A 26,323-nucleotide genomic window follows, 5' to 3' on the forward strand; every position below is an offset into this window, starting at 1 on the left:
GACAAAATACCCACAAAAGCAGCTATGTAAAAACAGCCATTTCAGAAACCGATCATGCAGCGTCGAACCATGAGCCGATTGCTGTGATCGGTATGAGCGCTAAATTTCCAATGGCTGACGATGTAGAGCAGTTCTGGGAAAATCTTGTCAGTGGAAAAGACTGCATCTCTGAAGTGCCCAAGGATCGGTGGGATTGGGAAACAAATTATGGGGACCCGAACCAGGAACATCGCAAAACAAACGTCAAATGGGGTGGTTTTATTGATGGCATAGGCGAATTTGATCCATTGTTCTTCGGTATATCGCCACGAGAAGCCACCCATATGGATCCACAACAGCGCTTGTTGATGATGTATGTATGGAAGGCCATCGAGGATGCGGGTTACTCGGCCTCAAGCCTATCCGGCTCGGATTTGGGATTATTCATCGGAACGGGAGGGAGTGGCTACAACGTCCTAATGGCTCAAGCCAACGAAGCCGTTGAGGCGTACTCGATAACGGCAAACGTACCCTCGGTCGGTCCAAATAGAATGAGTCATTTCTTGGATGTTCATGGGCCTAGCCAACCGATTGAAACTTCATGTTCAAGTTCACTTGTCGCGATTCACCGAGCCATCCTTGCCATACGTTCGGGCGATTGCAGCATGGCAGTCGTCGGAGGAGTGAACACGATTTTGTCTTTGGATGCACATGTCAGTTTGAATAAAGCAGGCATGCTGAGCAAGGATGGCAGATGCAAAACCTTTTCGGAGCAAGCGGACGGATACGGACGCGGTGAAGGGGTCGGCATGATTGTTCTGAAAAGACTGAGCGCTGCCGAAATGGACGGAGATCAAATATATGGCATAATCCGGAGCAGCAGTGAGAACCACGGAGGCAGGGCCGGTTCGCTCACATCCCCGAACCCCAAGGCCCAGACAGCCCTGCTGAAAACGGCCTATGCGAAGTCTAGTATTGATCCAGCATCCATCAGTTTCATTGAAGCCCATGGGACTGGCACGCCACTTGGTGATCCAATCGAGATTAACGCGTTAAAAGACGCATTTCAACCAGCTGGCTCAAAAAACGCTGTTTCAAAGACGGGCCTATCTTATTGCGGAATCGGCTCTGTAAAAACGAATATCGGTCATTTGGAAATGGCTGCCGGTATTGCCGGAGTCATCAAAATCCTTCTGCAACTCAAGCACAAAAAACTTGTGAAAAGTCTGCACGTGGACAAGGTGAATCCGTATATCCAGTTGGATGGAACCTCTTTCTATATCGTGCAGGAAACAAAAGAATGGAACGCACTTACCGATGAACAGGGTTACGAGTTGCCAAGAAGAGCGGGCGTCAGTTCCTTCGGCTTTGGTGGTTCAAACGCGCATGTCGTGCTGGAGGAATACATTCCACGTGAATCTGTCGATCAAGTGAATCACTTTCCAATTTCGCCGCAGAACCCTGCGATTATCGTGTTGTCAGCGAAAAATAAGGAACGCTTGCACGAGCAGGTGAGACAGCTGATGCATGAGCTTAACAAGCGAGATTACACGGACGAACATCTCGGCCGCATTGCCTACACGCTGCAAACAGGACGAGAGGCAATGGATGCACGAGTGGGCTTCATTGTTACTTCCATCGAGGAGCTTAAGCACCAGCTGAAAAGCTATCTGGAGGATGGAGCAGAGGCATCGGATGTATTTGAGGGAAATGTTCAGCAAAACAGAGAGATGATAGCCGTATTCAGGGCTGATGAAGAATTGAAGGAAGCTGTAGAAAAATGGATCAAACGACGTAAATATGCGAAGTTGCTCGGCCTTTGGGTGAAAGGACTTACCGTAGATTGGAACATCATATACGGTGAATCACGACCCCAGCGTATGAGCCTTCCGACTTACCCGTTTTCCAGACAACGCTATTGGGTGGCTAATCACCATCAGCAACAGTCCCGTTCTGATCACATCCCCTCGACTCTAATGAACGAAGAAGCGTCGGAAACGGTACCGAGAGAAGCAATCCCGATAGTCTTGGACATCCTGGCAGACTTGCTTGGTGTAAAGGCAGAGGACTTGAACCAGCAGACTCCACTAAGTGAGTATGGGATGGATTCAATTCAGGCGCTACAGCTCCAACAGCGGCTACAGACGAGGTTTGGTTCAACTGTCAGTCTGACCGACATTTTGGCAGTCGGAACAATTGAAGAGTTAATCGATCAGCTGCCCAAGTCAACGGATGAAGCAGTAAACCCGAACACAATCCAGGAAAGTGTGTCCTCACCATCATAGTGAAAAGGAGTTGTCTTTCATGATTATTGGCTTTTTGTTAATCCTCTTATGCTTGTTGCGTGTTCCGTCTGCGTTCATTTCTGCTAGGAATGAGAAACGCATCAAAGCCGGCGGGGGAACTGAATATGGAATGGCCAACAGCAAGCTGCTAATTCTCGTACAAGGTTTCATTTACTTGAGTTGCATCGTATACGCTTTTGTAAATAATGTTCAATTTAACACGTTGACGGTGGTCGGTTTGGTCATTTACGCCTTTTCATTTGCCAGCCTAATTTACGTGATCCGCGCGCTTAGCCCGTTTTGGACGTTCAAGCTGTATATTGCCAAAGACCATAAGCTCGTTCAAAGCCCGGTATTCAAGTACGTCCGTCATCCCAACTATTACTTGAATATCATTCCTGAATTAATCGGCTTTGCGCTCATTTCTCAGGCATGGATCGTCTTTATGCCATTGTTTGTGCTTCATCTGATCACCTTGTACAACCGTATCTCGCTGGAAGAGAAAGTGATGAAACAGACATTTCAGCAGTATTAAAAACAAAACGATCCATATATAGAAAGTGAGGAATTGATTGAACATGAAAACGAGAGAAAGCTTTCCCGATTTGCATCAGGTGGCAGGATTTACCACTAACGAGGAGAAATACGAGCCTTTCAACTGGTATAAAAAAATGAGGGACAATTGTCCTGTGTATTATGATGAGGGACAAGATGTATGGAACGTGTTCAAATACGACGATGTAAAACGCGTTGCAGAGGATAAAGATTACTTCTCCAATGACGTGCTCATTCCAGATATTTTGAAGGGCAGCTTGATGGTTCTCGATCAGCCCAAACATACGATCAATCGTGCTTTGATCAGCAGAGCCTTTACACCGAGTGCAGTGACATCATGGATTCCGCGTATCGATTCCATTGTCTCAGAATTAATGGAGTCCATTCGCATCCGTAGCCAAATTGATTTCGTACAAGATTTCGCTGTTCCGTTGCCAATGATCGTCATTTCTGAATTGTTGGGAGTCCCTTCGTCTGATCGCCTACAATTCAAAGAATGGTGCAGTGCGCTGACACTGGCTCCACAAGAAAATACGCCAGAAGAGTACATGCGGATCTACGAGCAACAAATGCAGGCTAGTATAAAGCTCATTGCATATTTTCAGGAAATTTTTGAAATGAAACGTGCGCAGCCTGCCAACGATATCATTTCCGACTTGATTCAAGCCGAAGAGGAGGGCTATAAGTTCACAGCTGAGGAACTGCTCTCAAGCTGCGTTTTGCTCCTGATCGCTGGCAATGAAACAACGACAAGCCTCATCACGAATGCGATTTACTGCTTCCATGAGAACGGGTTGTTCCAGACTCTTTATGATCGTCCCGATTTGATTCCGTCCAGCATTGAGGAAGTATTGCGCTATCGTTCACCTTTTCAACGTTCTGTCCGCAAAGTCATACAGCCGACAGAAATCGGCGGCAAAAAATTGACTCCCGGTGACTACATTGCACATTGGATAGGTTCCGCTAATCGGGATGAGCAGCATTTCGAAAGTGCCAATGAGTTTATTCTGGACAGACGAAATAACAAGCATCTTTCATTTGGCAAAGGCATTCACGTATGTCTGGGCTCCCAGCTTTCCAGGTTTGAGGCAAAAGCTGCACTTACTGCGCTGATTCAAGCCTACCCGAAAATGGCAATTATTCCGCAATATCAGATCGATGTAGCACCAAGCAACGTCTACGGTCTGAAAAGCTTACCTGTGAATCTTGGAGCATTGCATAACCAGTAGCATTAATGCCGATTCAGGTCTGGTAATCCTGAATCGGCATTACAAAAGCCTCCAAACCGTTTACGTAAACGTCAAGTGCACCCCTTAAAATAGACATTGGAAAAACCCCCTAGGGAAATCCGATGTATTCTAGGGGGTGTATTTTTATGAGAATCAAAGAGGCAGATCAGCGAGGCTGTGCAAACACAGATGAACTTTTGGGGTGGTCGAATGATCAGCGAGTGACTCCCCACGGTTTTAGAGCCACAATTACTTCACAGCGAAAAAGCACGTATCGAAGAGGAGTTCTCCCAAGAATCCACTGTCTTGAATGATTTACCGAAGCCTAGACGATGGATACAAGAAAACAACAGAAATTACTCATAAGCTTCCAAAGGAAGTACTACTGAAGTTGCTTGATACCGATCCAGTTCTCGTCAGCGAGGGATAACACCGATGCACGTAAAAGGTCTGATTTGGAGAAGACCGTATTTAATGTAACCGGGTTGGTGTATTTCTTGGACTTGCTAACTGCTGATCTAACAATAGACTTCAAATTCATTGAGTCTCTAGAATCCAAGGTTATTCAAGGGTATCGACGGACTCAAACGTTTACTTATCATAGTCCCATTGAGCACTCAGTAAATTTAACTTTAGTCAGAGCAAGAAAATCGAAAAAGTATGACTACGCCGTACTGGTGTCTGACTCCTTAGAGAAGAACATGGAGAGCAGATTACAATCCATTCATTATAGTCTCGTGGAAAAAGAAAGGGAGAAACGGAGTTCTTTATATTTAGAACGTTTACGTGAGAAAGGAACTTACTCTCGAAATACCTTTGGCGATGAATTCGCTGAGCGCTTCAAATCAATACTAATGGATCATAACGGTTATATCACCTACAGGGACGAATATTACCATGAGGATGACGACGGATACGATAAAGAATTATCAGCTCTTAAAGAGATCGCAGAGTTCTTTTCAAAGTACAAAACACTTGTAAAGACTTCCATAAAAGATGCTGAAGACTATGCTTTCTTTAAAGAAAGTGATGAATTCGATTTGAGGATTCTCAGTGAATTTGCGCGTCTCGCTGACCTCAAGCGAGTTGGTTTCTTGCAAGAACAAGGAACAATGTCTTTAAAGGAATATCTTTCAGCTAAGTACCAGGACAAAATCATCTTGTCCAAGTACACCTACGATAACTATAGAGATGTACTTGATTGGCTATCCACTAGAAACCAAGACTACGTCAAAGAACTGTTATCAAATATTAATTCAATTTTGAAAGTTTACAAACGAGAACCTACGAGTTTGGATTACGCTATGCAGTTCAAAAATTTAAAGTCGCTTGAAGAGATAGAGGATTGTATCCAGCAAATTAAGTTCAAAATTATAAACTTCAAATCCTAATTTGATCCCGATAATGGCGATTTATGCACTTTCTGGATAAATACACGCCGGAGCAATTAGCATTTTCTCGCGAACTGCTGGAGGACTTGCTGGATTTGGATTTCTGAAATCATAGACAAAAGGGCGCCATCACACAGATGGTGTCCTTTCAAACTTTTCAGACCCTTGGTCTAATCAGAGTTCAGCGGAGTATAGTGCTACAGAATATAAAGTCTAAGACTGATGTTGTTAATCCCGTCTAATTTTCTAAAGAAATACAGTCATCCTCCGAAAGCTAAGTAATAGACTGATCCGATAAAAGTAAAAACAGCGGCTAACTAGGACAAATAAATTCCTACACAGCTGCTGTTGTGTCTGTCAGTCTTCAACTATCGAATCCTGTAATCAATTCACCAATTACGGATCGATCTTGCTGTAGCCACACAATAAAATGCTCTTACAGCACGTCCAGTCCCGGCCCGCCTCGTAAATCTTCTGCGCCACCATAGCCGGCCTTGTCCGCGTGTCCGTAAAATGATCCCCGTCGCCGACAATAAGGCGGAACTGGCCGAGCCGGGTGGACATATGCGGATTCCAGCCAAAGCCCTCTCCTTGTGGCAATGCATTGTCTTGGAAAAAGTATACATAACTTTTCGGTGTAGGCAACTCATAAAACCTTCTAAGATCCAGCTTCTCGAAAAGTGGTCTAGCCGGCTCCGGAGTGACGTCTGCATACATCCGTCTTGCTTCCCCCAACGTAGCAGTATTGACGAACAAATCCCGAAACAGTGGAAACGGAAGCATGATCGTATCGTCCTTCGAGCCTGCTCTGAGCTGCTCGAAACCCTGTCTCGTTTGTGGCGGTAACTCATCGGCAAGAGATTTGCCATCTTTCAGTACGAACGCGTCCCAGAAGACAAGGCGCTTGATGCGATCCGGTACCTGTTCCGCAACCTTTTGGATGACGGTTCCGCCGAAGCTGTGCCCGACGAGAACAAAGTTGCGTAGGTTCAGTTTCGTTATAAAATCAACGACGGACTTCGTGATCATCGCATGCGTGACATCTTTGTTCGGATCTTTGCCGTGACCTGCGTATTCTGGCGTATAGACGGCATGCCCTTGACTGCGCAGTACCGCCGCTACGCCGTCCCAGAAGTGAGCGTCAGCCCAAGAACCATGCACAAGCACGAAGGTAAGCTGTTGCTGTCCAGGTAAACGGTATCTTTCATCCGATTCGAGTGAACCATTGCTCCAAAGCCGCCATCTTTCCAAATAAGGGGAGTAATAAAACCCGCGAGGCATAAACCTATAATCGGGATAGGGGAATTGATGAATTTCTTGGAGATATAGAAACATGTACAAGACATCCTCTCAAATCGACATCTATTATCAGCTTATGCCCACTGCGTTTGAGAGGTTCCCACCATTCGATCCACCGAAAAAAGCAGCAAGGGAGAACAGAGGAGAAAGTGGAGATACACAACGGAATATTTTTAATGCCTAAAGGGTACTAATGAGGACTTAGCCAAACCTTGATTACGATTAAATAAATTGTGTAAGATTAAATTACTTACATAAAAGACCAATTGAACTTTCGCAATATCCATAAATTAGTAAAAATAACTCTAGTCATTTGGAGGGTACATGTATTGAAACGCAATGATATTACCTCAAATCATATTGATTTAGAACACAAAGCCAAAGGTGACGAAGAGAATGACAACGGAGAAACAACAAAACAAGATTTAGACGGAAACATCCGAAACAAAGCTACAGTAGTACAAAAACAACCGAATCGTAGCAAAGTCAAAAAAAGAGTTGGAGTAAACGCAATAGCTCAGCAACAAGAGAATACGCAACAACTCAGTATGGCTAGGTTCATACAAAATACACCCGTTAACACCATTCCTCAGTGGCAACTAGATATGGAAAGACTATTAGGTGCACAAAGTCAACCATCTACAATTTTGGATTTGGTACAAATGCACCAAGTATATCAATATTCCGAGAGCTTATTAAACGAGCCAGAAAAGTACATCGTACCCACCATTCGAATGCTTATTTTTTCTGGTTTAAGAAATGAAGTCCTGACTAATTTGCATGTCAGCCAAATTGATTTTGATAAATCACTTTTATATATAAAGTATGACAGTATGTCGATAAACTCTAAGCATAGAACACAAGTAATTCCGCTTCCTCCGAAATTCATTGAATTACTTAAAACTCATGTAAAAGAATATGAACTTCAGCCCCATGATAAGCTGTTGTTTGGGTTATCTGGTTTACCACTTGCCGATAAAGCACTCAATAGACTTACTAATCGGATTAATAGAGAACTTGGCTGGACTGATAACGAGCGTATTACACCGCACGGTTTTAGAGCTACTATTAGCACAATATTATCTGAAAGAGGGGTAGATATATCAGCAATTAAGTTTCTTTTAGGGCATTCGGAGAGGGATAATATACAGTATTATATTAGGCGGTATCAAAGGCACATTAATCAATTAAAAAAGTCATTGACCCAAATCGAAGATGAATTGATACAAGGAACAACGAATGGTCATGTCTTAAAAAATATTGATATTGAAGATAAATCGCAGATAGGGAAGGATAGAGGTTTAGATTTAATCTCGAAAGATGTACTGTTAAAGTTGATTCAGGCAGATCCAGAAATTGCAGTTATTTTGATTCAAAGAGGATTAAGGCATATGTAATTAACTTTTGAAAAGGAAAATATACATATTTCTGAATAATTGACCTTTAAATACACTTTGTTTATAAGTTCATGAAATAGCAATTTCATGAACTGAAATGACAATTTAGAAACCTCACTTCTATGTTCTTTAAACTAGAGGTGAGGTTATTTGGTTAACTTTCAAACTTTAGCGTCTCGATCGCTTTTTTCTTTTGCTCCAAGTCAACATGGGTATAAACTGACGTAGTCGCTAAACTTTCATGGCCAAGAAGCTCTTGTAGAGTACGAATAATTTGTTCCAGTTCTGATGTGCCATGGACCCTCGTTAGAAAAGCCTCAAAGACATGTAAATCATACGCATAACTACGTATCGTATTCACAGATACATTTCGTTCAACCTCCATATAAAACAAAAATTCATCCATTGCTTGTTTCACCTGCAAACTTAATCGTCCTCCTAATAAATCAATTATAAGGACGCAACCGATTATTATGGACCGTCCACGAATCATATTGGAACGGCTCCGAAACTTATCCGAACGCAACTAATGATTATCAGGAACCTTCACCAACCAGGTTCCTAATAATGTAGATCATCGGACCAAAAACCTTTAGTTATTGTCCCACTTGCTCTTTTTATTAGTTTACATAATATATATTATCGGACTCAATTTGAAATGCATAATTTCCGAGAGGGGTACTCGCCTGTTAATAAGCGATGTGTCACAAACCCGTTTGCAAATGGATCTAATTGAATGATGACGCAAAATAAATAGCTTTTTACCCATCTGTCGGTACCACATAACTACATATGTGCACCGAATCTTGCACTCATAAAAACCTAATGATTAAGAAACTTTTCTAGTATGTTTGTCAGTTTCACAGTAAGACTTTAACAGCAGCAACCAAACTGCTAGACATTGATCAATCAGCTTCATAAACGCCTAAAATTTCATTAGAATAAAAAAATTCAATTTAAATAAAAAATATTATTTACATTTATTGTAAATTAATATATATTATAATTAAGATCACTATAACTAAAAACGCCCGGAGGTCCCCAAATGACCAAAGTAATCCCAAAATCCAAAACGATCAGTACTACTCCGAAAAAAAGATCGTACGAAAATACCTTGAACAACCTAGCGCAATACCTTGAACGAACTAAGAAAAAATAACCAATAAAAAGAGTGCCACTGGAGGCACTCTACTTTGGCGTCTATATGCTTTTCTTCTCTCTTCTTTCCCCATTTACCCCCAACTTCTATTCTTCAGCCGTTCCCATCCAATCCAACAAGTAAAAATCTGTTACCAAACGCACGATTTGTCCTTCAGCATCATAACCGATATAACTCGCGTAGCTGCCGTCTCCCCATCCTGTTGAAAACATGGCAACATTACAGTCTTCCGCTATATCTATTAGCCCCCAACTCCGTGTGTGTTTATACGTTTGATCCATTTTCTTTGTCAACGTCTCAAAGAACATCTCGTCCTTCTCCATTTCACGTTCCAAAAGCGCGCAAGCTTCTGCATCCATGAACGAGCCAGTACCCGCATCCACACCATAGCCAAAAAATTCACCTTCGCCAAGCTGTGACAGATCTGACTCCGCCCAAACAGCCATTTTCCAAGACACGACAGGCTTATCCGAGAAGGCAATCCGTGCCAATGCTACCCGTTCATCTGGCTCCAGAGAGTCATCCGTTTGCTCTTCCTTTGACAAGTGTTGAACTTGCGCGATAGCGAGCTGTACAGAGAAGCTCCCCTTAGGGAACACTTCCTCAAAAGGTTCAGTCTCAAACATGACAAATGGATCGTTCGCCACGATTTTTCCAGTTTTCACTTGAAGTTTACCCATCTCTTCGCGGAAAAACCGATATAAATAGCCATCCTTCTCTTGTGTGTACCCTTCGTCAAATGCCGTTTCAAAAAATGCAGGGCAGTTATGATTCATGATTCCATCCCCTTTTTCGTTCCTCTACATAAAATCCCACTGACGATAGTTTGCCAGTGGGATGTCGTCTGCATGATAATTTACTTGATCAGAGCAGCGTCCAGCGCCACTTCAATCATTTCATTGAAGGTCGTTTGGCGCTCGTCAGCGGAAGTTTCTTCACCGGTCAAGATGTGATCACTTACGGTGAGGATAGACAATGCGTTGCGCTTGTATTTTGCAGCCAATGTGTACAGCGCGGAAGATTCCATTTCAACAGCGAGCACTTGATAGGATGCCAATTTTTTATACAAATCTAAGTTCTCGCGATAGAAGCTGTCGCTCGTAAAGATATTCCCTACTTTGACAGACATATTGCGCTCTGTCGCTACTTGATACGCTTTGTGCAGCAAATCAAAGTTAGCAGTAGGAGCAAAATCGACCTGATTGAGCAGGAGACGATTCGTTTGTGAATCGGATGATGCGCTCATGGCGATAATCACGTCGCGGACTTTGATGTCTTCCTGGATCGCGCCGCAAGTACCTACGCGGATCAGGTTTTGAACGCCATAAGATTGCATGAGCTCATTGACGTAGATCGCGATAGAAGGAACTCCCATGCCCGTTCCTTGTACAGAAACGCGCTTACCTTTGTATGTACCTGTGAAGCCGAGCATGCCACGCACGTTGTTGTAGCACTCTGCTCCTTCGAGGAAAGTTTCAGCAATGTATTTGGCCCGTAGCGGATCGCCCGGCAGCAGGATGGTTTCAGCAATTTGACCTTGCTGTGCTCCAATATGGATACTCATAATCTGTTTGCTCCTTTATCAAGAAAAAATGACCTACTTGCCTATCGTACTACAAAAACCGAACAATGCAAAGTCAAGAGATCAAATGATTCCAGCGGCTTATGATTGCACGCTTGTACGGGACTCTTGAAAACCAACGAATAAGCGATACCGACAGATGGCATCGCCTCGACAACGTTTTTATTCATTTGTGGGACATCACGTAATCCATTGCTTCGATGTGATCTCCCAGGATCGTCTGGTCAATGCTGGGTTTATTCTTTCTTTGTGTCACTCTTTTTCTCGTAAGCTTTGCTGATGCAATGGAATGAGATGGCACAACTTGCAATTGATTGTGTAGAGCAATGGCGTGCGCAACCGCAGGTACGACTAAATGTTGAACGCCGATGATAGAGGCAGCTTGTCGCGTCATCGCAAAAGGTAAATCATACATCGAGGAAGTTCCTAGTTCATGATGGGAAACCAAGGTATTGAGAAATGTCTTCGCTAGCAAAACGGTATCCGGTTCCATTAATCGTTGACGAAGTGGTGTTATGCTTTTTCTCAAGGCAATATCTGCTCCCCGATAACACGTTCTGACAAAGGACTGCATATCATTTGCAGCTACGACGTGATTCGCATCGAGAAATAACCACACATCACCTGTGGCCTCCTTGGCGCCAATTGCTCTCCATACATCATCGCCTAAAGGAAATGGGTACACAAACGCTGTGAGTGGACAGGAAGAATACGTGAGTATCTTTTTCACCGAGTGATCCGGGCAGCCATCCACAACGAGTACGATTTCCATCGGTCGAAGCTTCTCAATTTGTTTGAGTACTTTTTTGATCGTTCGCTCGTGGTGCTGAACAGAGAGGATGACACTTAATCGGTTTAAATTCTGGCTTTTTTCTTTGCCATTAATGTGCTCTTCTCTGATTTTTTTTGTGGGATCTCGCATATTTCGCTTTGCGTTTGCCACTCCATCCACCGCCCTTCTTTTCGCGCGTTTCCAGATGAATGACTGAGCGCAAATGCAGAACGTCCGATGAATGCACCAAGTCGCGGTGTCGTTGTCCATCCTGATCTGCCCGTCGCAGTTTCGTTCCGTCCGTAAGCAGTTGGATTGCCTTGGCATGATCCCGGTAAATCTTACGAATGTCTTTTTGCACGATATCACGAGTGCCTGTTGGTTTATTTTCTGGGGTAAACGGGGTGATTGTCGTCATTTTAAGCCCCATGACTGACGCTTGAACCAAAGCCACTGCCGGATTGCATAAGGTCTTGGAACCAATTGCTTCCAGAGCATTCCGACTCAAGGCAAATGGAATATTTTCAAAGGAAGCGGAGCCCATGCTTTTTTGTCCGAGAAGATGGTTTAGCAAGCAATAGGCACTACTTGGTGAACGAACTCCTCTTTTTGATGCCGAGCGATCGGCGCATGTCGTGATAATGACATCCGCCCCCTTTTTGACCAGCATGACATATTTCTTCAAATATAAAAGAGGCATTGCGAGGCGTTCGTCGATAATGAGTACAACGTCTCCCTTCGCGTGAGCAGAGCCAATCGCTCTTGCCTCATGGCTGCCTATTTCCAATCCGGTTGAAATGATCTGTGCTCTCCATTCATTGGGCAGGATAGCTGCTTGGGAGATCACTCCGTAGTACACGATGATTACTTCCGTGTCTGGATCTATTCTTTTCACAAAAGATAGGAGTCTTTTTATATTCCTGGCGTTGTCACTTATTGGGATGATGACGGACACGGCAGGGCGCTCATCGATTCGGTTGTCCATCTCACTCCCCCTCACCAGATCATAAGTTATTACTCTAATGTACGCTCATTTTCCACGATTGGACACGGCATCTATCCCTCACAACAGAGCAAGAGATGACCAACTTAGAGCACTCTGTTTCGCCACGCGTTTTGCAAAAATAAAAACAGGACGCGCAAATTGCCACGTCCTGTTGTGCTTCTCATTTTCGTATTAGTAGAACCGCCGTTGAAGACTGCGCTCACGGATTCGTTTATTCCTCCGTGCACGGGAAAACGTATACACAACTAAGAACAGGTTCATTCCTAACCAGACGAGTAATACACTATAGCGGGCCAATGAATGTGAAACTTCGCTTTCAGAATCCCCAAATCCAGTAGCAGGAGCAGGCGGATCATGACGAAGCAACGGATAGGCGACGGTTAGGTTGCCAGCCTGGACAGACAGGTTCCCATCTGCTTTTAGCTCTACCAAAGGCTCTACACCTTTGGGAACCGTCGCATACAAGTCCTCTTTGGCTGTAAAAGTCACAACCGAATTGTTGCCAGGCACAGCTACTTCTGAGAAAGAATCCCCTTTTTTGGCGATTGGTTTGGTCTCAAATCCTTGAAAGCCAAAGTCCAGTAGCTTTTTCACATCTTTGTATGCATTTGCACTCGTAGAAGCCTTCATCGTAACTGCGATTAACTCCGTTTCACCACGCTTGGCGGAGCCTACCAGCGTATGCATCGCCTGATCAGTGAAACCATTCTTGATTCCTGTCGCACCTTCGTAATCGCGCAGAAGCTTGTTGTGATTCACTAACACCGTTTCCCACGTTTGGCCATGCCAAGGCAGCCGCTTCGTACCGACAATCTCCCTGAAAACGGAGTTTTTCATCGCGTACTGCGAGATTTTGGCCATGTCAGCGGCAGTCGTGTAATGATTCGGGTCATGCAGTCCATGCGGATTGGTAAAGTTCGTTTCGGTGACCCCTACTTTTTCTTTCAAATAGGCGTTCACATCCACTGCAAATTGCTCTGTCGTCTGGCTCATATGCTCCGCAATCGCTGTACCAGCGTCGTTACCAGAATTCATAAGCAGTCCGTACAGCAAATTGCGTAGGGAAATCTGTTCTCCCTCTTCCAAATAAACACGTGTTCCTTCTTCACGGCGTGCTTTTTTTGAGACAGTGACGGTATCATCCAGATTCCCTTTTTCTATCGCGTAAATACCTATCGCGATTTTTGTAATACTAGCAGGGTACAGCTTCTCATGAGGGTTCTTTTCAAACAAGACTTGCCCCGTTGTAGCATCAATCAGAATGGCTGATTGTCCAGTGAGAGTGTTAGGCTCCAGGCTTGATGACCCCTCGGCAAAAGCGGAAGGCATGCCGAGGTTGAACAAAACCATCACCACAACGAGTAGGTTCGTTAGCAAAAAGCGCATGTTAGTCTATATCCTTTCCTACTTTGTCGCGTTTTTATCAAAAGACGTTATTTCAACCGGATCCCCAACAAATCGTGAATCATTTTAAACTTTGGATTGTCGGCAAAAGCCTCTTCGAAGCCACTGACATGTTCTCTGTACAAGGCTGCGGCTGAATCCAAATCCTGCTTGACGTACAAGGAAAATATTTCTTCTAATTTTTCTTCTAGCGTCGAATCCACTTCGGCCGGTGTGAGAATTTCTTGCCGCAAATTGTTCATTAACACGTCGAGCTGATGCGTGATCACGGACGCTTCATGAAGCTGCTCCAACACGTCTATCGGGATGTTTCCTGCATACTTGTAGCGTAGTTCATGCTCATTCGTCGCCCAGAAGTTCATTCCCAACGTACGGATTTGGATCTCACAGAAGAGCGTTTTCTTTTCGCTGCCGTGGTAGACGGTATACGAAACAATCATGTGAATACTTCTGTATCCGGATTCCTTGGGAGCTGCGATATAGTCTTTGACATCGTGAATGACGATATCCTCCCGCTCCTGCAACAGCTGCAGCACCTCGCGCACATCGTCTACATAGCGACATACCACTCGAAGACCCGCGATATCCTGAACTTCCTTGGCGACTTCACTTTGCCATTGCTCTCCCAAAAAGTCGATTCCTTTTTCGTTCGCCTTTTTCACTAAACTGTCGACTTTTTTCACTCGTCCGACAACAAATTCAATAGGAGAATAACGGCCGCTTTTTAGAAAGCCGTATTTAATTCCTTTTAATTTTAACTTTAGCTCTTCAACTGCCTGTTCATACGGCGCCAAGAAATGGACCATGTTGTTGAGCACTTTGCTTGGCACATTTGTGACTCTCATGAAAACACCTCCAATTACTTCCAGAGGAAAGGTGATGCGTCAAAAAACGGCTGTGGATTTACGTACGTATTTCCCACTAACATGCCGTAATGAAGGTGAGGACCTGTAGAAAAACCGGTGCTACCCATTTGTCCAATCACCTGTCCCTGTTTCACTTCTTGCTCTGTCTTGACATCTAGCTTGGACAAGTGAGCATATATGGAAAAAATATTTAACCCGTGATCGATGATGATGGTATTGCCTGTTAAGTATAAAGAGTCGGCCAGTACCACTTTCCCATGGTTGCTCGCCCAAATTGGCGTCCCTGTTTTGTTTGCAATGTCAATCGCCGAGTGCCGGTTGGCTGGTACACCATTCACGACACGTTGATAGCCGAATGGAGTCGTTAATTTTCCTACTGCTGGCTGTTTAAACGGCTCCGAGAAATACGGAATCGCTCTTGAGTTTGCTCTGGCTGCATTGATCTTTTTTTGATCTGCATTAATTCGATTCGTATCCTGGCGCATTTTGTTGAGCTGTTTACTTACCGTGAGCTTGTCTACTTCAAATTTTTTCGGTGAGATAGTGACCGATACGGAAAGTTTTTTGTCAGCAGATGTGACTTTATAGGTCCCGGGTTTCGTGTTAAAAGGAATCGGGATAAACCGGGCATACTCATCCTGTGTCTTTTGTAAACGATAGTTCTGAGAGAACACCGTTACGGTTTGTGGCTCTTTAGTGCGTACGAAAAGAACGTCCCCAGGATATGTTTTGGCTGGTGTTACGCTGATCGCTGGTTGTTGTTTTGTTGTTTGGGCGTAAACCCCTTCTACTGTCTGGCTGAATATGCTTGTCCCAGAGACGAGCGTCAATGCTGTGACCAACATGAGGCTAACCATTGATTTGATCATAGACATGCTCCCTCCCATTTTCTAGTATAACAAAACACACCCTGAAAGGAAAAAGAAAAAGAAGGCTAATGAGCAAGCCTTCTCCAATTATTTAAAATGTTTTCTTATTGTTTCTTCGAGTAATCGGACATCATGTCCATGATGGATTGCACGCCTGTAAGCATTTCGCTCGCACGTTTGGTTTTTTGCGAGATGCCTTCAAAATCAAGCACCCCTCTTTTTCGCTCATTCCATCTTTTAAACAACTCTTCAGCCATACCGGGGTTGCTACGGACCGCTCGAATCCGCATGGAATCTTCGAGGACCCACGCTTCAAATTCGGGATGCTTCTTTAATAGCTGCTTTACTTCCTTTTTCTTCATAGCCGGACGTCTCTCCTTTCCACTGGACAAACGAGGATAGTTATCTGTTCGTTACACCATATGACTAGTCCGCGAATGTGCTTGTGTGTTTGCACCACACAGGAAAGAAAAGGGCTTATGATGCTAAACATAGAAAGGCCCCTATAAAGGGACCTCTCTTCATCCAGCTATTTACTTGTCATCAAGAAGGCTTAGCGGCCAGCCATTTGTTGCTCAGCGAAGCTCACCAGACGTTTGGTAATTTCGCCACCAACAGAACCGTTTTGACGAGAAGTAGTGTCCGGGCCGAGATTTACACCGAATTCAGATGCAATCTCATACTTCAGTTGATCCAAAGCTTGGTTCGCTTGAGGAACTACCAGATTGTTGGTGCCACCTTGGTTGTTAGCCATGATTGATTCCTCCCGACGCGTTTTTTCTCCCGGGACGGGGTTGAACCGTCAGCGTTTTGGCTTCTCGCCTTGAGACCGGAAGTTGATTTCAAGAGGTGGTTGTTGACCTCTTGTGGTACTATCATCCCACCGTAACAAAAGTACATGCACGTTTTCTTACGATATTTCAATTGTAAAATCTGACAAGGTTGTCCCGCTCCTTTATGCTATAATGGTGCGTATAGTTTGGTAGTGAGAGGGGCAAGGTTTTGTGAGTGATTCAGGAAAAGTACTGCTCATCGATGGCATGAGCTTTTTATTTCGCGCCTTTTATGGTTCTGCTTGGGGTGGAGCCTATCGCCAGACTTCAACAGGTGTGTACACAAATGCGGTTTATGGATTTACGAAAATGATGCTCGATTACGCAGAATTGACACGCCCTACTCATCTCGTAGTGGGCTGGGATGTCGCTTCGCGAGAGTCTTTGATGCGCAGTCAATGGTATGACGGCTATAAATCAAATCGTCAAGCCGCTCCGGATGAGCTCATTCCACAATTCGATTTGGTGAAAGAAATAACGGATGCGTTCTCGGTTCCGAATCTGGGCTACCCAGGCTATGAAGGCGATGATGTGTTGGGTACGCTCTCCACACGTCTGTCCGAAGAAGGACACGAGGTCGTCATTGCGACAGGTGATTACGATAGCTTGCAACTCGTATCTGAGCGAGTTAGTGTAAAAATCCTAAAAAATGGTGGCAAACACGAGCATTATAATCCAGCGAGCCTTTTGGCATTGCGTGGAATTACGCCTGAACAGGTTATTGACGTCAAAGCGTTAATGGGAGATGCATCTGACTGTATTCCAGGTTGCCCAGGAATTGGTGAGAAAACAGCGACAAAACTGATTACCGAGCATGGTGATCTGGACAACCTATATGTAAATCTGGCAAGCTGTACGCCTAAAATGCGCAGCAAGCTGGAAGAGAATCGTGATCAGGTGTACTTGAGCAAAAAGCTGGCTACGATTATCCGGGATGTACCGGTTGAGTATGCGCTGGAGGATGCCCTGTGGGAATACGATCGTCAAATCGTTCAGAGCAAATTCGATGAGCTTGAATTCGGACGTACCATGGCAGCGAGAGTCGGCTAACTGGGGTCATGATCATCGGCTGAGAAGAAGCGGTCTATCCCCTTTTTTTCAGCCGATTTACTTTATGCACTGCATAATCGCTCCGTCAGTGAAACCCACACGATTCGGCGATCCGTTTGGTCTCGGAATCTTCGTACCAAATTTTCTTCCTCCAGCCTACTAATTAAGCCTGAAGTCGTGCTGTTTGACAAATCAACAGCCTTGCTGATGTCCCCCATTGTTTTTGGCCCGTTTCCAAGAATATCGATAATCAATACTTGTTGCCAATTGAGTTCATTTGTCTCTAGCTCTTTTTGTGCAATATTTGAAAATAAAACATTCGCTCCCCGTATAAGCTTGGCCAGCTTAATCAGTTCCTTCATGGTGTCCTCCTTTTACCCGTTTCCTTTTGCTAGCTACGCTCAGCATAGGCGAAACTATTAAAGAAAAAAGTGGGTAAAAGTTAAATTTTTTCTTAAGCTTCCCTAAAAAAATCCCGTCGCATGAGAGGAGACGAGATTTGGAAGTGACGTCGAATCACTTATTTAGCTGTGTGAAATACATCCAGGAGCAGTCCCGTGTTCTCTTCCCCATCCGCCTCCCAACTCGTCGCAAATTTGACACGGTGAGAAACGCCCAGCAAATCATACGCTTGTACGAGATGCTGCCTCGCAGAACCCACAATCAAGCTGTGCAAACGAACTTGTTTCTGCTGGCCCAAAGTGATGAGCTTTTCTTGGACATAAGGAGAAATCCCTCCAATTCCATCTGTTACCATGACAAAATCTGCTCCACGCCACGCTTGTTCCTTTTCCACCAGCTCGATGGCTCGCTTCATCGGGGCGTCGAAGTGAGTCCCACCGCCAAACGCCATTTGCGCCAAGCCGTAAAAGGCAGGCCAATCAGGCTTTTTGTGATAGAGCGGTTGCTCTTTGATCTCGCCTTTTGCCCCGAACAAGACGAGGATAAAATCACGCTTTTCCAACATCGAGAGGGCGGCAAACGTCATCATGAAGATTTGCGCAAGCCGCAGTTTACTTCCTCTCATCGAATGGGATGTGTCCAGCATGCAGATCACTGGACCTTTTGGGGGTTCTTCTACCCATCCCGAGGTATCGTAGGTCATGAGCTTTTGCTCCAGCCATTTGAGCATGAAGTAGTTCTCGAAGTCCGGATCAGCGAGAAGCACTGCTTCACCAGGCAACATGTGTGCAATATCCCCCGATTGCCGCAAATCATAGTATTCCTCAGGAAAATGTCTGGAACGAATCTCTTTGCGCTTTACACGAAAGCGATGGACTTGCCTACCTACCTCGTTCAGAAAAGCGACCAGGTCCGGATGTCGCTTCAATTTCTCAATCCATTTCAAATACTGCTCGAAGCTTTGCCTGCGCAGCTTGCCTAACTCATGACCCCAGCTTCGATTGGCAAAACGCTGACTGGCCGTAAATACCTCTTCGACAAACAGCGTATCGAGTTCTTCAGCGGATAACGTCGCTTTTAACGATTGCTCCAGCCAATGTCCCAGCTCTTTTTCAAAAGCAGCGATCGTTTCCTTTTCTTGCTTTTGCAGTCGATCCAGCTGCTTTTCGCGCTGGGTGAGCTCACTCTCCAGTTTTTTCACCTTTTGCAGAAGCTTGGTCCGTTTCGTGAACTGCATTTTCATTTCTTCTTGCAGCTCCGCAATGCGATTTTGCAAGGACAATACCTCTGCCCGTACTAACGTTCTTGGTGTCCATGGCCTCTTGCTTGTCTTCCACGACCCGCTTCCCCTGCTGAAGCGTATAACCGACTAACTCGAGCTTGGCCTTTTGTTTGTCAGTCAGAAGCTCTGAAAGCTGAGCTTGTTGACTTCCTTCTTGGCCTTGCTGGTCTTTCAAACCTGTTAAGAGGGGAGAAAGCCGTTGATCCTTTTCCCGCTGCTTCACTTCCTCGGAAAACGTCTCGGTCAGCCATAAAAGCGCTTTGATTGCGGTTTTGAACGATGCACTTTCCTGCCTAACCGTACGTGGATGAATCATGCGGGTAAAATACTGCTTCATGAGCGTACGAATTATCCAATGATGAAAAGGAGTGGATTCTTGCGTCAGATCGATCTCCGGCTTTTCCAAATAAAAGACGAGGAAAAAATCGGCCAAGAGCTCCAAATCAAACCATGCTGCTCGTGCCCGCGCCTCATGAACCCATTCCTGAGCGGTGCGAGAAGAGGCAAGGTACGTTTCAAATAGATAGCGATCAACACCGCTAGAGCGAATGATCATACGACCTACCCCCTACAACGTAAAATCATAATCCGTCCCGGGGATTTCCTTATCAAAAATCGTCCGATACGTGCGTTGTAGCTGCTGCAAAATCCGTTCACCTTCAATTCGCAGGTACGAGTATTTGACCGCGTACTTTTCTACATGGGGAATCAAGCGGTTTTTTTCCAGGACATAGGCATGCAGATCGTGCTCCCACTTCTCCCACTGGATGAGACGATTACGCAAGTCTCGTGCCGTCTCATCCACCTCATCGCGACTCTTTTCCAACAACCGGGCATTATGCTCCATCGCTTCTTTGCCCAGCTTTGCGCCCACTTCCTTTTTAAACTGGAACGCATGCAGCTCCGATTCTTTTTCCTTCCATTTATCCGCAATCTGTCCGAAGCGCTGGAGCGGCAATTCGTTCTCCATATCATTCTTCAGCATTTCCGTAAACTGTTGTTCAAACGCTTCTTGCATGACCGTCAAGTCCTCAGGAACATTCCACAGCATATGCGGAGTGAAAACCGTGTCCCAGATTGTCACCTGCTCACGTCCATGCAAGGCAGCAGAGGTACGCCATACATGCGCGATTTTGCTCCAGCGACGGTCGGAGAGCACATACTCTTTTGCTTCCAGGTCTTGTTTTAAACGGTACAGAAAATAAATGATGGTCTCTGGAATGACCACTTGCTTTGTTGCCGCTTGAATATCCTTCACGTCATATAGAGAGAACACAACAGGAAGAGGCGTCGTTGGCAAGGAAAACATGCGCTCATAGCTTGCAGCATGCTTCAAATAGTGAACCTCATAGCGAAACAGAAAGCGGTCATAGAGAGCAGTCAATTGATCATCATCGGGAAGTTCATTCGATGCAGCGATTAAGAACTGCAACGGAACCTCCTCTTTTTCTCTGCCGTTAAAATAAATTCGCTCGTTTAATATTGAAAGCAACGCATTCAGAATCGCGCTGTTCGCTTTAAAAATTTCGTCCAAAAACGCAAACTGAGCGTTTGGCAAATAGCCTGCTGTTTTGCGTACGAATTGATCCAGCTTCAACTGCTGAAGGGAGACTGGACCGAATATCTCATCGGGTGTCGTAAAACGGGTAAGCAAATACTCAAACCAATGTTCCGAACCAAAAAGCTGAGAGACAGACCTTGCTAGCTGAGACTTGGCTGTTCCCGGCGGACCAATTAACAAAGCATTTTCCCCGCTCATGATGCCGAGCATTAAAAGGCGAATCAATTCACTTCTTTCCAAGAAACGGCGCTCCAAAAGCTCAATTGCCTGGTCCATTTTACGTTGGATGGGTGTAGTCGAATTCATTGTAGTTGGCTGCACGACATACTGGTTAAGGACGTCGATGTGCCGATCCCCCTCTCTTGCTTGGAACCCAAGTATTCGTCATTCATTAATAGTGGCATATCATGGACAAAAATGCCAGTTTCCAGCTGATTCACTCGTCCGATCTAGGATGTGCGTTCACCCATGGCCTATTTTTCGCATATGTTGTGACATCAAGGGACTTTCATCGGAGTAACGAAAAAGGAGGATGCGACATGGGAATCGAGCTTTTGTGGATACATGGTGTGTACGTCTTGTTCGTGATCGGCATTATTCTCGTAATGGTTTTACGAAAAGATACTAGTCTGATCAGCATCGTGGGCATTGCGGTCCTCGGTTTCGTCGCGACAGGGTCTGTGACAACAGCTGTCGGCGGAATATTCGGCAGCTTCATCTATGCGATTACCGAGCTATTGCCGACGATTTTAGTCATCTGCATCATCGTTGCCATGAGTCACGTTTTGACGGATACGGGCGTAAATGAAATGATGATTCGGCCGATGACCCATTTGGTTCGAAATCCTACATTGGCTTATTGGGTCATCGGGATTGTCATGATGGTCATTTCTTGGTTTTTCTGGCCTTCTCCGGCTGTCGCACTGATCGGTGCAGTCATGTTGCCTGTGGCATTGCGCGCTGGCCTGCCGGCGATGGGTGTCGCCGTTTCCATGAACTTGTTTGGACATGGGATTGCACTGTCCGGCGATTACATTATTCAAGGGGCTCCCACTTTAACGGCCAAAGCCGCTGGAATTCCTGTCTCGGACGTGATTTCGGCTAGTGTCCCGCTCGTTATCATTATGGGCGTCGTGACGACTGCAATCGCATTCTGGTATTTGAAAAAGGACATAAAGCTCGGCGTCCTTGCTTCTCCTAAAGAGACCGTCGTACCAGATGCTGTTTTTACTTCCGCACGAGTTCCTTTGTCAGATGGTGTACGGCGTACGTTGGCTGGACTCGTGCCGGTATTATTTATCCTCGATGTTGTGGCCATGTTTGCTTTTGATTTACGAGGAGGCGATGCAACGGCGCTTGTTGGCGGAACCGCCTTGCTCATTCTCATCATCGCAACGATGCTCGCTCACAAGCTAAGTGGTCTCGAGCAGGTAACAACACATCTCATTCAAGGCTTTCAGTTCGGCTTTAAAGTATTTGGGCCGGTCATCCCGATCGCTGCTTTCTTCTATATGGGCGACAGTGGGTTTATCAAGGTGTTTGGGGAGGTGCTGCCGCAGGGTTCACACGGAATCGTGAACGACCTCGGCGTGGCGCTAGCACAGACGATTCCCATTAGCAAGGAAGTAGCTGCTCTCACGGTATCTGCAGTAGGCGTCATTACAGGGCTGGATGGTTCAGGCTTTTCGGGGATAACACTAGCTGGCTCTTTGGCTCAACTATTCGCAACTGCATTGGGTGCTGGTGCGGCTACGTTAACAGCCCTTGGACAAATTGCGGCAATCTGGGTCGGCGGTGGAACGATCATTCCTTGGGCATTGATTCCTGCTGCGGCCATTTGCGGAGTAGACCCATTTGAGCTGGCGAGACGAAATCTGTATCCCGTGGCGATCGGACTTTTGGTGACGACAATCGTGGCGATGTTTCTTTTGTAAAACGTCGGTATTTATACAAAAACGAAAAAGCGAGTGGTCACGTGCCATTCGCTTTTTGCCTTGGCTAGCAAATAAGATAGACGAGTTTTCTCATTCTGTTTTTCTCCGAAACTCATACACTTGTACTAGCATCAATTTGGACGGGAAAGGAAAAAACCAGTATGAAGTTGTGGGGAAAAAGTATCCAGGTCGCAGCAACGTACATTGGAACGGTCGTAGGCGCCGGGTTTGCGAGTGGTCAAGAAATTCTCGCGTTTTTCACCGCCTATGGCCATGCGGGAACAATCGGCATCCTGCTCGCCACATCTCTTTTTGTTTGGCTGGGTTACAAGATGATGCTGATCGCTCATCATTTGCGCACACCCTCGTATGAATCCTTTAATCAAAAACTGTTTGGACCGATGATCGGTCGTACAATGAATATTTTGGTCTTTCTCACCCTTTTTGGCGTAACGACTGTCATGTTGGCAGGAGCGGGCTCGGTCTTGGAGGAGCAGTTTGACATTCCGTATTTGCTCGGGACCACAGCCACCGTTTTGTTCGCCCTGTTGATTCTGCGAAAAGGGTTGGAGCAATTACTCGTCGTGAATGCGATTGTCGTTCCGTCCATGTTATTGTTCGCTTTGCTCATTTTGCTGGATGGCACCTCAGAATCTCCCATGCCTCTCTCACCCCCATCCGATTACTCCTTCTTATGGAAAACAGTCTTATATGTGTCCTTTAATCTCGCCATGGCCCAGTCCGTGCTCATCCCGATCGGCTATGCGATACGCGACAAGGTCGTTTTGTTTCGGGCAGCCGTCATTGGTGGTGTCGTGCTTGGATTCATGCTGCTTGTCGTCCATACTGCCATGTTGGCCAACTGGGACGATGTCCGTCTCATGAATATCCCGATTCTTTTCGTAACGGACCAATGGAACGAGTGGCTCCAGTTGTTTTTTATTTTCGTGCTGTATTCCGAGATTTTTACCACACTGATTTCCAACGTGTTCGGGATTGGTCAGCAGCTGCGTGAATTATTGGATGTTCCGGAATCGCGGCTTTACTTGTATTTGTTCTCTACTTCTTTCGTACTGTGCCTGATTGGGTATAGTCAGTTGCTCATGTTTTTGTATCCGTTGTTTGGGTATTTGGGGTTGTCTACGCTCTGTCGGATTTCGGTTCCAGGGAATGTACTCAGAAAGCGGTTTTGATTGTTCGGATTTAAGGTCATCGAAAGGTCCGATCAAAAGTATTACCCTCGTAAATTTTTTAACAACGAGCAAAGAACGCACTTTAAAACCGAACAAAAATGAGTTTCATAACGATAAAGTATGGAATTTCTTAATTTAATCATTTTTCTTTCGTAATACTTCTGCATACTTTTCAATGGATTCCTGTTCCATGAGTCGAATCAAATTCATCGCCTTACTTTCCCATTTCTCTATTTGATCTTCTTCATACAGCATTTCAATAAATGGTTCGTACAAACACGGGCTTTTGGTTGCGACAGAATGCTTTCGGTCCACTAATTGAGCCCATTCTAGATATCGTTGGCAAATCGAGTAAGCGATGGCGCCTTCATCAGACTGTAGGAGCGGGTAGTCATGGGATAGCTTTGACAGGATGTGCTCTGAATGAAACGCTTCGTTATTTCTATTTGACTTACCAAAGCCCCGCTCCAACGTATTTCCGATTTTCTTATCCCATTTCACGCGTTTGATTTGATCGATAGCATACTCTACATTCCGATTTTTCCAGGCATCCGCTATTCTTTGATACACATCAATTGGATCTTTTCCAGCCCTCGCCTGCCAACTTGAGGGATGAAAGGCGCTACCCCCAACCTCAATAAGTCCATGATCTAAACGTATACTTCCTCCGAGTGCATATAGCAAAAGCATAGGTTCATAGATACGATAGATATGAGCAGCGATCTCATTTCCTTCTTTGGCACAAGTCATATAGTACACCGTTAATTTACTGACGGTTCGTGCATTGTTATCCCTCATTCTTGTCACGACTGTATTTTTCTCCGTAATATCAAGCTCGACTGGTACACCTACTGCACGATAGGGATGAAAGTACAAGGGATGCACGTTCATTGGATGAGTTTCTATAAAAACATGTATCCTTCTCAAATATTCATTGAACAGTAAATGATCCGCGTTGTTTTCTGCTGAAGTACTTCTATGATCATGGTGATTTGCCATTTTGGCTATATATGTGATCAGCTTTAGAATCCGTTCATCCCCATTACACAGAGCAAACTCCAGCAGACTATGATCGAAATCCTCGATAGGTAGTACAAGCTCTGGAAATTTCAATAAAAAGTCTTCGATTGGTTGCTCTCTCTTGTAGTTTTTCTTTCCCGTTACATACAAATAGATGTCCTGCGCTTCCTTTACCTGGGGAACGGTGATTCTAGAGTAATCACAAGTTTTGTATAAACGAGATTGAAAATGAAACATTTCCATCGTATTCTTGACTTCAGCACGTTCACGATCATATTGATAAGAGCAATCAAACGGAAATCCACGCAGAATGAGATAACTGCTAAGACCGAGCTGCGTAAAATCAGCGACCTCCATCGCATAAGCCACCGCGTATATTCCACTTCCATTTCGAACATGAACATATAACCGACCATCCTGGCTCTTCCACCACTTCTTATATCCCTGACTCGCCTGTTCAATAAGAATAGGTTTCTGTTCTATACTTGAGAGCCAAGACGTAATATCTGACTTTTCTATCCATTTTACTACCCATTGTTTTTTCTCTTGCAGCAGGCTGTATTTGACACTTTCACCCTCTAGCAGTTCCTCGATATTTTCAGCAAATACTTGAAACGTAGTATAGTGTAGCGTATACAACTTTCCGTCCTCATCTATATAACCAGCCTTACTCAGCCGATCATCCATCACATGAAAACACGCTACCACTGTTTGTCCTTCATGATTCAAAACCCTAGGTAATCTGCGTTCCTCACCATCTCGATGAGCCAAATCCCCCCATAAATCGATACAAAAACTATTGTCGATCTCTCCTCCAAATGAATAGCTCAATCCTCCATACTTTTCCTGCACATCCAGCAAAGCGTTAAAGGCTGGAATTCCATTCTGTTGGAGGATTTTTTTTACTTGCTCTCTGTCAGTAATGGTTGCTCTTCTCGTACATTGTCGAATAAAAGCCATGGCTGTTTCTGACAATTTGTCACCGTCAGGCATATTCGTAGCCTCCTTTAGATCTCACCCAACATCCGATAGTCACTTTCTTGCTGTGACGAAAACCAACAAGCAATATACCTTTACCAAAATAAATGCAGCAGATAAAGTCGTCTCACCCCAACAATATGTGCTGAATAAACCAGAACAGCGTGTATACTCATGACGGCAAACTGATCTATGAGGAGATTATCAAATAAGTAGGTACAGCGAGCCTCGCTTCTCTAAAATACTCATGCTAACGAAAAAAAGCACGACAGTGCCC

The 26,323-nt window shown here is 44.9% G+C and carries 21 protein-coding genes and 3 pseudogenes; 9 read left to right on the plus strand and 15 right to left on the minus strand.

Features of this window, described 5'->3' with window-relative positions; translation table 11 throughout:
• Positions 1-71 precede the first annotated feature (71 nt).
• From ACFYU8_RS31480 to ACFYU8_RS04070, 5 genes and pseudogenes are all read left to right on the plus strand, one after another.
• Positions 72-1,652: pseudogene (locus ACFYU8_RS31480) on the plus strand (type I polyketide synthase); the annotation flags it as partial.
• Positions 1,653-2,012: 360 nt separating this feature from the next.
• Positions 2,013-2,264, plus strand: a pseudogene (locus ACFYU8_RS31485) (acyl carrier protein); the annotation flags it as partial.
• A gap of 19 nt (positions 2,265-2,283) precedes the next feature.
• Complete coding sequence (locus tag ACFYU8_RS04060; RefSeq protein ID WP_390295568.1) at positions 2,284-2,799, plus strand: isoprenylcysteine carboxylmethyltransferase family protein; 516 nt, start codon at positions 2,284-2,286, stop codon at positions 2,797-2,799.
• Positions 2,800-2,842: 43 nt separating this feature from the next.
• Positions 2,843-4,048 (plus strand): cytochrome P450, encoded by a 1,206-nt coding sequence (locus ACFYU8_RS04065; RefSeq protein WP_390295566.1) that lies wholly within the window; start codon positions 2,843-2,845, stop codon positions 4,046-4,048.
• A gap of 497 nt (positions 4,049-4,545) precedes the next feature.
• On the plus strand, positions 4,546-5,439 hold the full coding sequence (locus ACFYU8_RS04070; RefSeq protein WP_390295563.1) for a hypothetical protein: 894 nt from the start codon (positions 4,546-4,548) through the stop codon (positions 5,437-5,439).
• A 396-nt stretch (positions 5,440-5,835) separates the two neighbouring features.
• Here ACFYU8_RS04070 and ACFYU8_RS04075 read toward each other — a convergent pair whose 3' ends face one another.
• Positions 5,836-6,774, minus strand: coding sequence for an alpha/beta fold hydrolase (locus ACFYU8_RS04075; protein WP_390295561.1), 939 nt, complete (start codon positions 6,772-6,774; stop codon positions 5,836-5,838).
• 293 nt (positions 6,775-7,067) lie between these two features.
• Between ACFYU8_RS04075 and ACFYU8_RS04080 the strand changes: the two genes are divergently transcribed.
• The gene (locus tag ACFYU8_RS04080; RefSeq protein WP_390295559.1) at positions 7,068-8,135 is read left to right on the plus strand and encodes a tyrosine-type recombinase/integrase; all 1,068 of its coding nucleotides are present in this window, start codon (positions 7,068-7,070) and stop codon (positions 8,133-8,135) included.
• A gap of 154 nt (positions 8,136-8,289) precedes the next feature.
• Here the strand turns inward: ACFYU8_RS04080 and ACFYU8_RS04085 are convergent, their stop codons facing one another.
• From ACFYU8_RS04085 to ACFYU8_RS04130, 10 genes are all read right to left on the minus strand, one after another.
• Complete coding sequence (locus ACFYU8_RS04085; RefSeq protein ID WP_390297283.1) at positions 8,290-8,553, minus strand: site-specific integrase; 264 nt, start codon at positions 8,551-8,553, stop codon at positions 8,290-8,292.
• Between the two features lie 827 nt (positions 8,554-9,380).
• Entirely contained in the window at positions 9,381-10,070 is a 690-nt protein-coding gene (locus ACFYU8_RS04090; RefSeq protein WP_390295556.1) for a DUF4241 domain-containing protein, read from the minus strand.
• 80 nt (positions 10,071-10,150) lie between these two features.
• Complete coding sequence (deoD, locus tag ACFYU8_RS04095) at positions 10,151-10,858, minus strand: purine-nucleoside phosphorylase (RefSeq protein ID WP_390295554.1); 708 nt, start codon at positions 10,856-10,858, stop codon at positions 10,151-10,153.
• Between the two features lie 184 nt (positions 10,859-11,042).
• Positions 11,043-11,819 carry a glycosyltransferase gene (locus tag ACFYU8_RS04100; protein ID WP_390295552.1) on the minus strand — a complete coding sequence of 259 codons (777 nt, stop codon included), beginning with the start codon at positions 11,817-11,819 and terminating at the stop codon, positions 11,043-11,045.
• The gene (locus ACFYU8_RS04105) at positions 11,758-12,633 is read right to left on the minus strand and encodes a glycosyltransferase (protein ID WP_390295550.1); all 876 of its coding nucleotides are present in this window, start codon (positions 12,631-12,633) and stop codon (positions 11,758-11,760) included. The genes ACFYU8_RS04100 and ACFYU8_RS04105 overlap by 62 nt, the downstream gene beginning before the upstream one ends.
• A gap of 192 nt (positions 12,634-12,825) precedes the next feature.
• Positions 12,826-14,040 (minus strand): D-alanyl-D-alanine carboxypeptidase family protein, encoded by a 1,215-nt coding sequence (locus ACFYU8_RS04110; RefSeq protein WP_390295548.1) that lies wholly within the window; start codon positions 14,038-14,040, stop codon positions 12,826-12,828.
• A gap of 47 nt (positions 14,041-14,087) precedes the next feature.
• A complete protein-coding gene (locus tag ACFYU8_RS04115; RefSeq protein ID WP_390295546.1) occupies positions 14,088-14,903 on the minus strand; it encodes a GTP pyrophosphokinase in 816 nt (271 codons plus the stop codon).
• Positions 14,904-14,917: 14 nt separating this feature from the next.
• Positions 14,918-15,793, minus strand: coding sequence for a M23 family metallopeptidase (locus ACFYU8_RS04120; protein WP_390295544.1), 876 nt, complete (start codon positions 15,791-15,793; stop codon positions 14,918-14,920).
• A gap of 104 nt (positions 15,794-15,897) precedes the next feature.
• On the minus strand, positions 15,898-16,155 hold the full coding sequence (locus ACFYU8_RS04125) for a hypothetical protein (RefSeq protein WP_390295542.1): 258 nt from the start codon (positions 16,153-16,155) through the stop codon (positions 15,898-15,900).
• Between the two features lie 191 nt (positions 16,156-16,346).
• Positions 16,347-16,547 carry an alpha/beta-type small acid-soluble spore protein gene (locus ACFYU8_RS04130; RefSeq protein WP_106842000.1) on the minus strand — a complete coding sequence of 67 codons (201 nt, stop codon included), beginning with the start codon at positions 16,545-16,547 and terminating at the stop codon, positions 16,347-16,349.
• Between the two features lie 250 nt (positions 16,548-16,797).
• Here ACFYU8_RS04130 and ACFYU8_RS04135 point away from each other — a divergent pair, with 250 nt between their 5' ends.
• Positions 16,798-17,676: a 5'-3' exonuclease gene (locus ACFYU8_RS04135; protein WP_390295540.1), complete on the plus strand. Its 879-nt coding sequence runs from the start codon at positions 16,798-16,800 to the stop codon at positions 17,674-17,676.
• 62 nt (positions 17,677-17,738) lie between these two features.
• Here the strand turns inward: ACFYU8_RS04135 and ACFYU8_RS04140 are convergent, their stop codons facing one another.
• The 3 genes and pseudogenes from ACFYU8_RS04140 to ACFYU8_RS04150 form a co-directional block, all read right to left on the minus strand.
• Positions 17,739-18,038: a MarR family transcriptional regulator gene (locus ACFYU8_RS04140; RefSeq protein ID WP_390295538.1), complete on the minus strand. Its 300-nt coding sequence runs from the start codon at positions 18,036-18,038 to the stop codon at positions 17,739-17,741.
• Positions 18,039-18,196: 158 nt separating this feature from the next.
• A pseudogene (locus tag ACFYU8_RS04145) lies at positions 18,197-19,916 on the minus strand (hypothetical protein).
• A 12-nt stretch (positions 19,917-19,928) separates the two neighbouring features.
• Entirely contained in the window at positions 19,929-21,227 is a 1,299-nt protein-coding gene (locus ACFYU8_RS04150; protein ID WP_390295537.1) for an AAA family ATPase, read from the minus strand.
• Between the two features lie 233 nt (positions 21,228-21,460).
• Here ACFYU8_RS04150 and ACFYU8_RS04155 point away from each other — a divergent pair, with 233 nt between their 5' ends.
• Both ACFYU8_RS04155 and ACFYU8_RS04160 read left to right on the plus strand, forming a co-directional pair.
• Positions 21,461-22,855: a hypothetical protein gene (locus ACFYU8_RS04155; RefSeq protein ID WP_390295536.1), complete on the plus strand. Its 1,395-nt coding sequence runs from the start codon at positions 21,461-21,463 to the stop codon at positions 22,853-22,855.
• A gap of 161 nt (positions 22,856-23,016) precedes the next feature.
• Complete coding sequence (locus ACFYU8_RS04160; protein WP_390295535.1) at positions 23,017-24,048, plus strand: YkvI family membrane protein; 1,032 nt, start codon at positions 23,017-23,019, stop codon at positions 24,046-24,048.
• A gap of 135 nt (positions 24,049-24,183) precedes the next feature.
• On the opposite strand, the gene ACFYU8_RS04165 is transcribed toward ACFYU8_RS04160, so the two are convergent.
• Positions 24,184-26,043 (minus strand): hypothetical protein, encoded by a 1,860-nt coding sequence (locus tag ACFYU8_RS04165; RefSeq protein WP_391365363.1) that lies wholly within the window; start codon positions 26,041-26,043, stop codon positions 24,184-24,186.
• Between the last annotated feature and the right edge of the window lie 280 nt (positions 26,044-26,323).

The sequence above is a fragment of the Brevibacillus sp. NPDC003359 genome (assembly GCF_042878995.1).
In the GTDB taxonomy this organism is placed as follows: Bacteria; Bacillota; Bacilli; order Brevibacillales; family Brevibacillaceae; genus Brevibacillus.

What these genes read in the sequence shown, in the direction of transcription:
- ACFYU8_RS04060 (WP_390295568.1), top strand. Translation starts at nt 2,284, where the DNA reads ATGATTATTGGCTTTTTGTTAATCCTCTTATGCTTGTTGCGTGTTCCG.
- ACFYU8_RS04065 (WP_390295566.1), top strand. Translation starts at nt 2,843, where the DNA reads ATGAAAACGAGAGAAAGCTTTCCCGATTTGCATCAGGTGGCAGGATTT.
- ACFYU8_RS04075 (WP_390295561.1), bottom strand. Translation starts at nt 6,774, where the DNA reads ATGTTTCTATATCTCCAAGAAATTCATCAATTCCCCTATCCCGATTAT.
- ACFYU8_RS04090 (WP_390295556.1), bottom strand. Translation starts at nt 10,070, where the DNA reads ATGAATCATAACTGCCCTGCATTTTTTGAAACGGCATTTGACGAAGGG.
- deoD (WP_390295554.1), bottom strand. Translation starts at nt 10,858, where the DNA reads ATGAGTATCCATATTGGAGCACAGCAAGGTCAAATTGCTGAAACCATC.
- ACFYU8_RS04105 (WP_390295550.1), bottom strand. Translation starts at nt 12,633, where the DNA reads ATGGACAACCGAATCGATGAGCGCCCTGCCGTGTCCGTCATCATCCCA.
- ACFYU8_RS04110 (WP_390295548.1), bottom strand. Translation starts at nt 14,040, where the DNA reads ATGCGCTTTTTGCTAACGAACCTACTCGTTGTGGTGATGGTTTTGTTC.
- ACFYU8_RS04115 (WP_390295546.1), bottom strand. Translation starts at nt 14,903, where the DNA reads ATGAGAGTCACAAATGTGCCAAGCAAAGTGCTCAACAACATGGTCCAT.
- ACFYU8_RS04120 (WP_390295544.1), bottom strand. Translation starts at nt 15,793, where the DNA reads ATGATCAAATCAATGGTTAGCCTCATGTTGGTCACAGCATTGACGCTC.
- ACFYU8_RS04125 (WP_390295542.1), bottom strand. Translation starts at nt 16,155, where the DNA reads ATGAAGAAAAAGGAAGTAAAGCAGCTATTAAAGAAGCATCCCGAATTT.
- ACFYU8_RS04130 (WP_106842000.1), bottom strand. Translation starts at nt 16,547, where the DNA reads ATGGCTAACAACCAAGGTGGCACCAACAATCTGGTAGTTCCTCAAGCG.
- ACFYU8_RS04140 (WP_390295538.1), bottom strand. Translation starts at nt 18,038, where the DNA reads ATGAAGGAACTGATTAAGCTGGCCAAGCTTATACGGGGAGCGAATGTT.
- ACFYU8_RS04150 (WP_390295537.1), bottom strand. Translation starts at nt 21,227, where the DNA reads ATGAATTCGACTACACCCATCCAACGTAAAATGGACCAGGCAATTGAG.
- ACFYU8_RS04155 (WP_390295536.1), top strand. Translation starts at nt 21,461, where the DNA reads ATGGGAATCGAGCTTTTGTGGATACATGGTGTGTACGTCTTGTTCGTG.
- ACFYU8_RS04160 (WP_390295535.1), top strand. Translation starts at nt 23,017, where the DNA reads ATGAAGTTGTGGGGAAAAAGTATCCAGGTCGCAGCAACGTACATTGGA.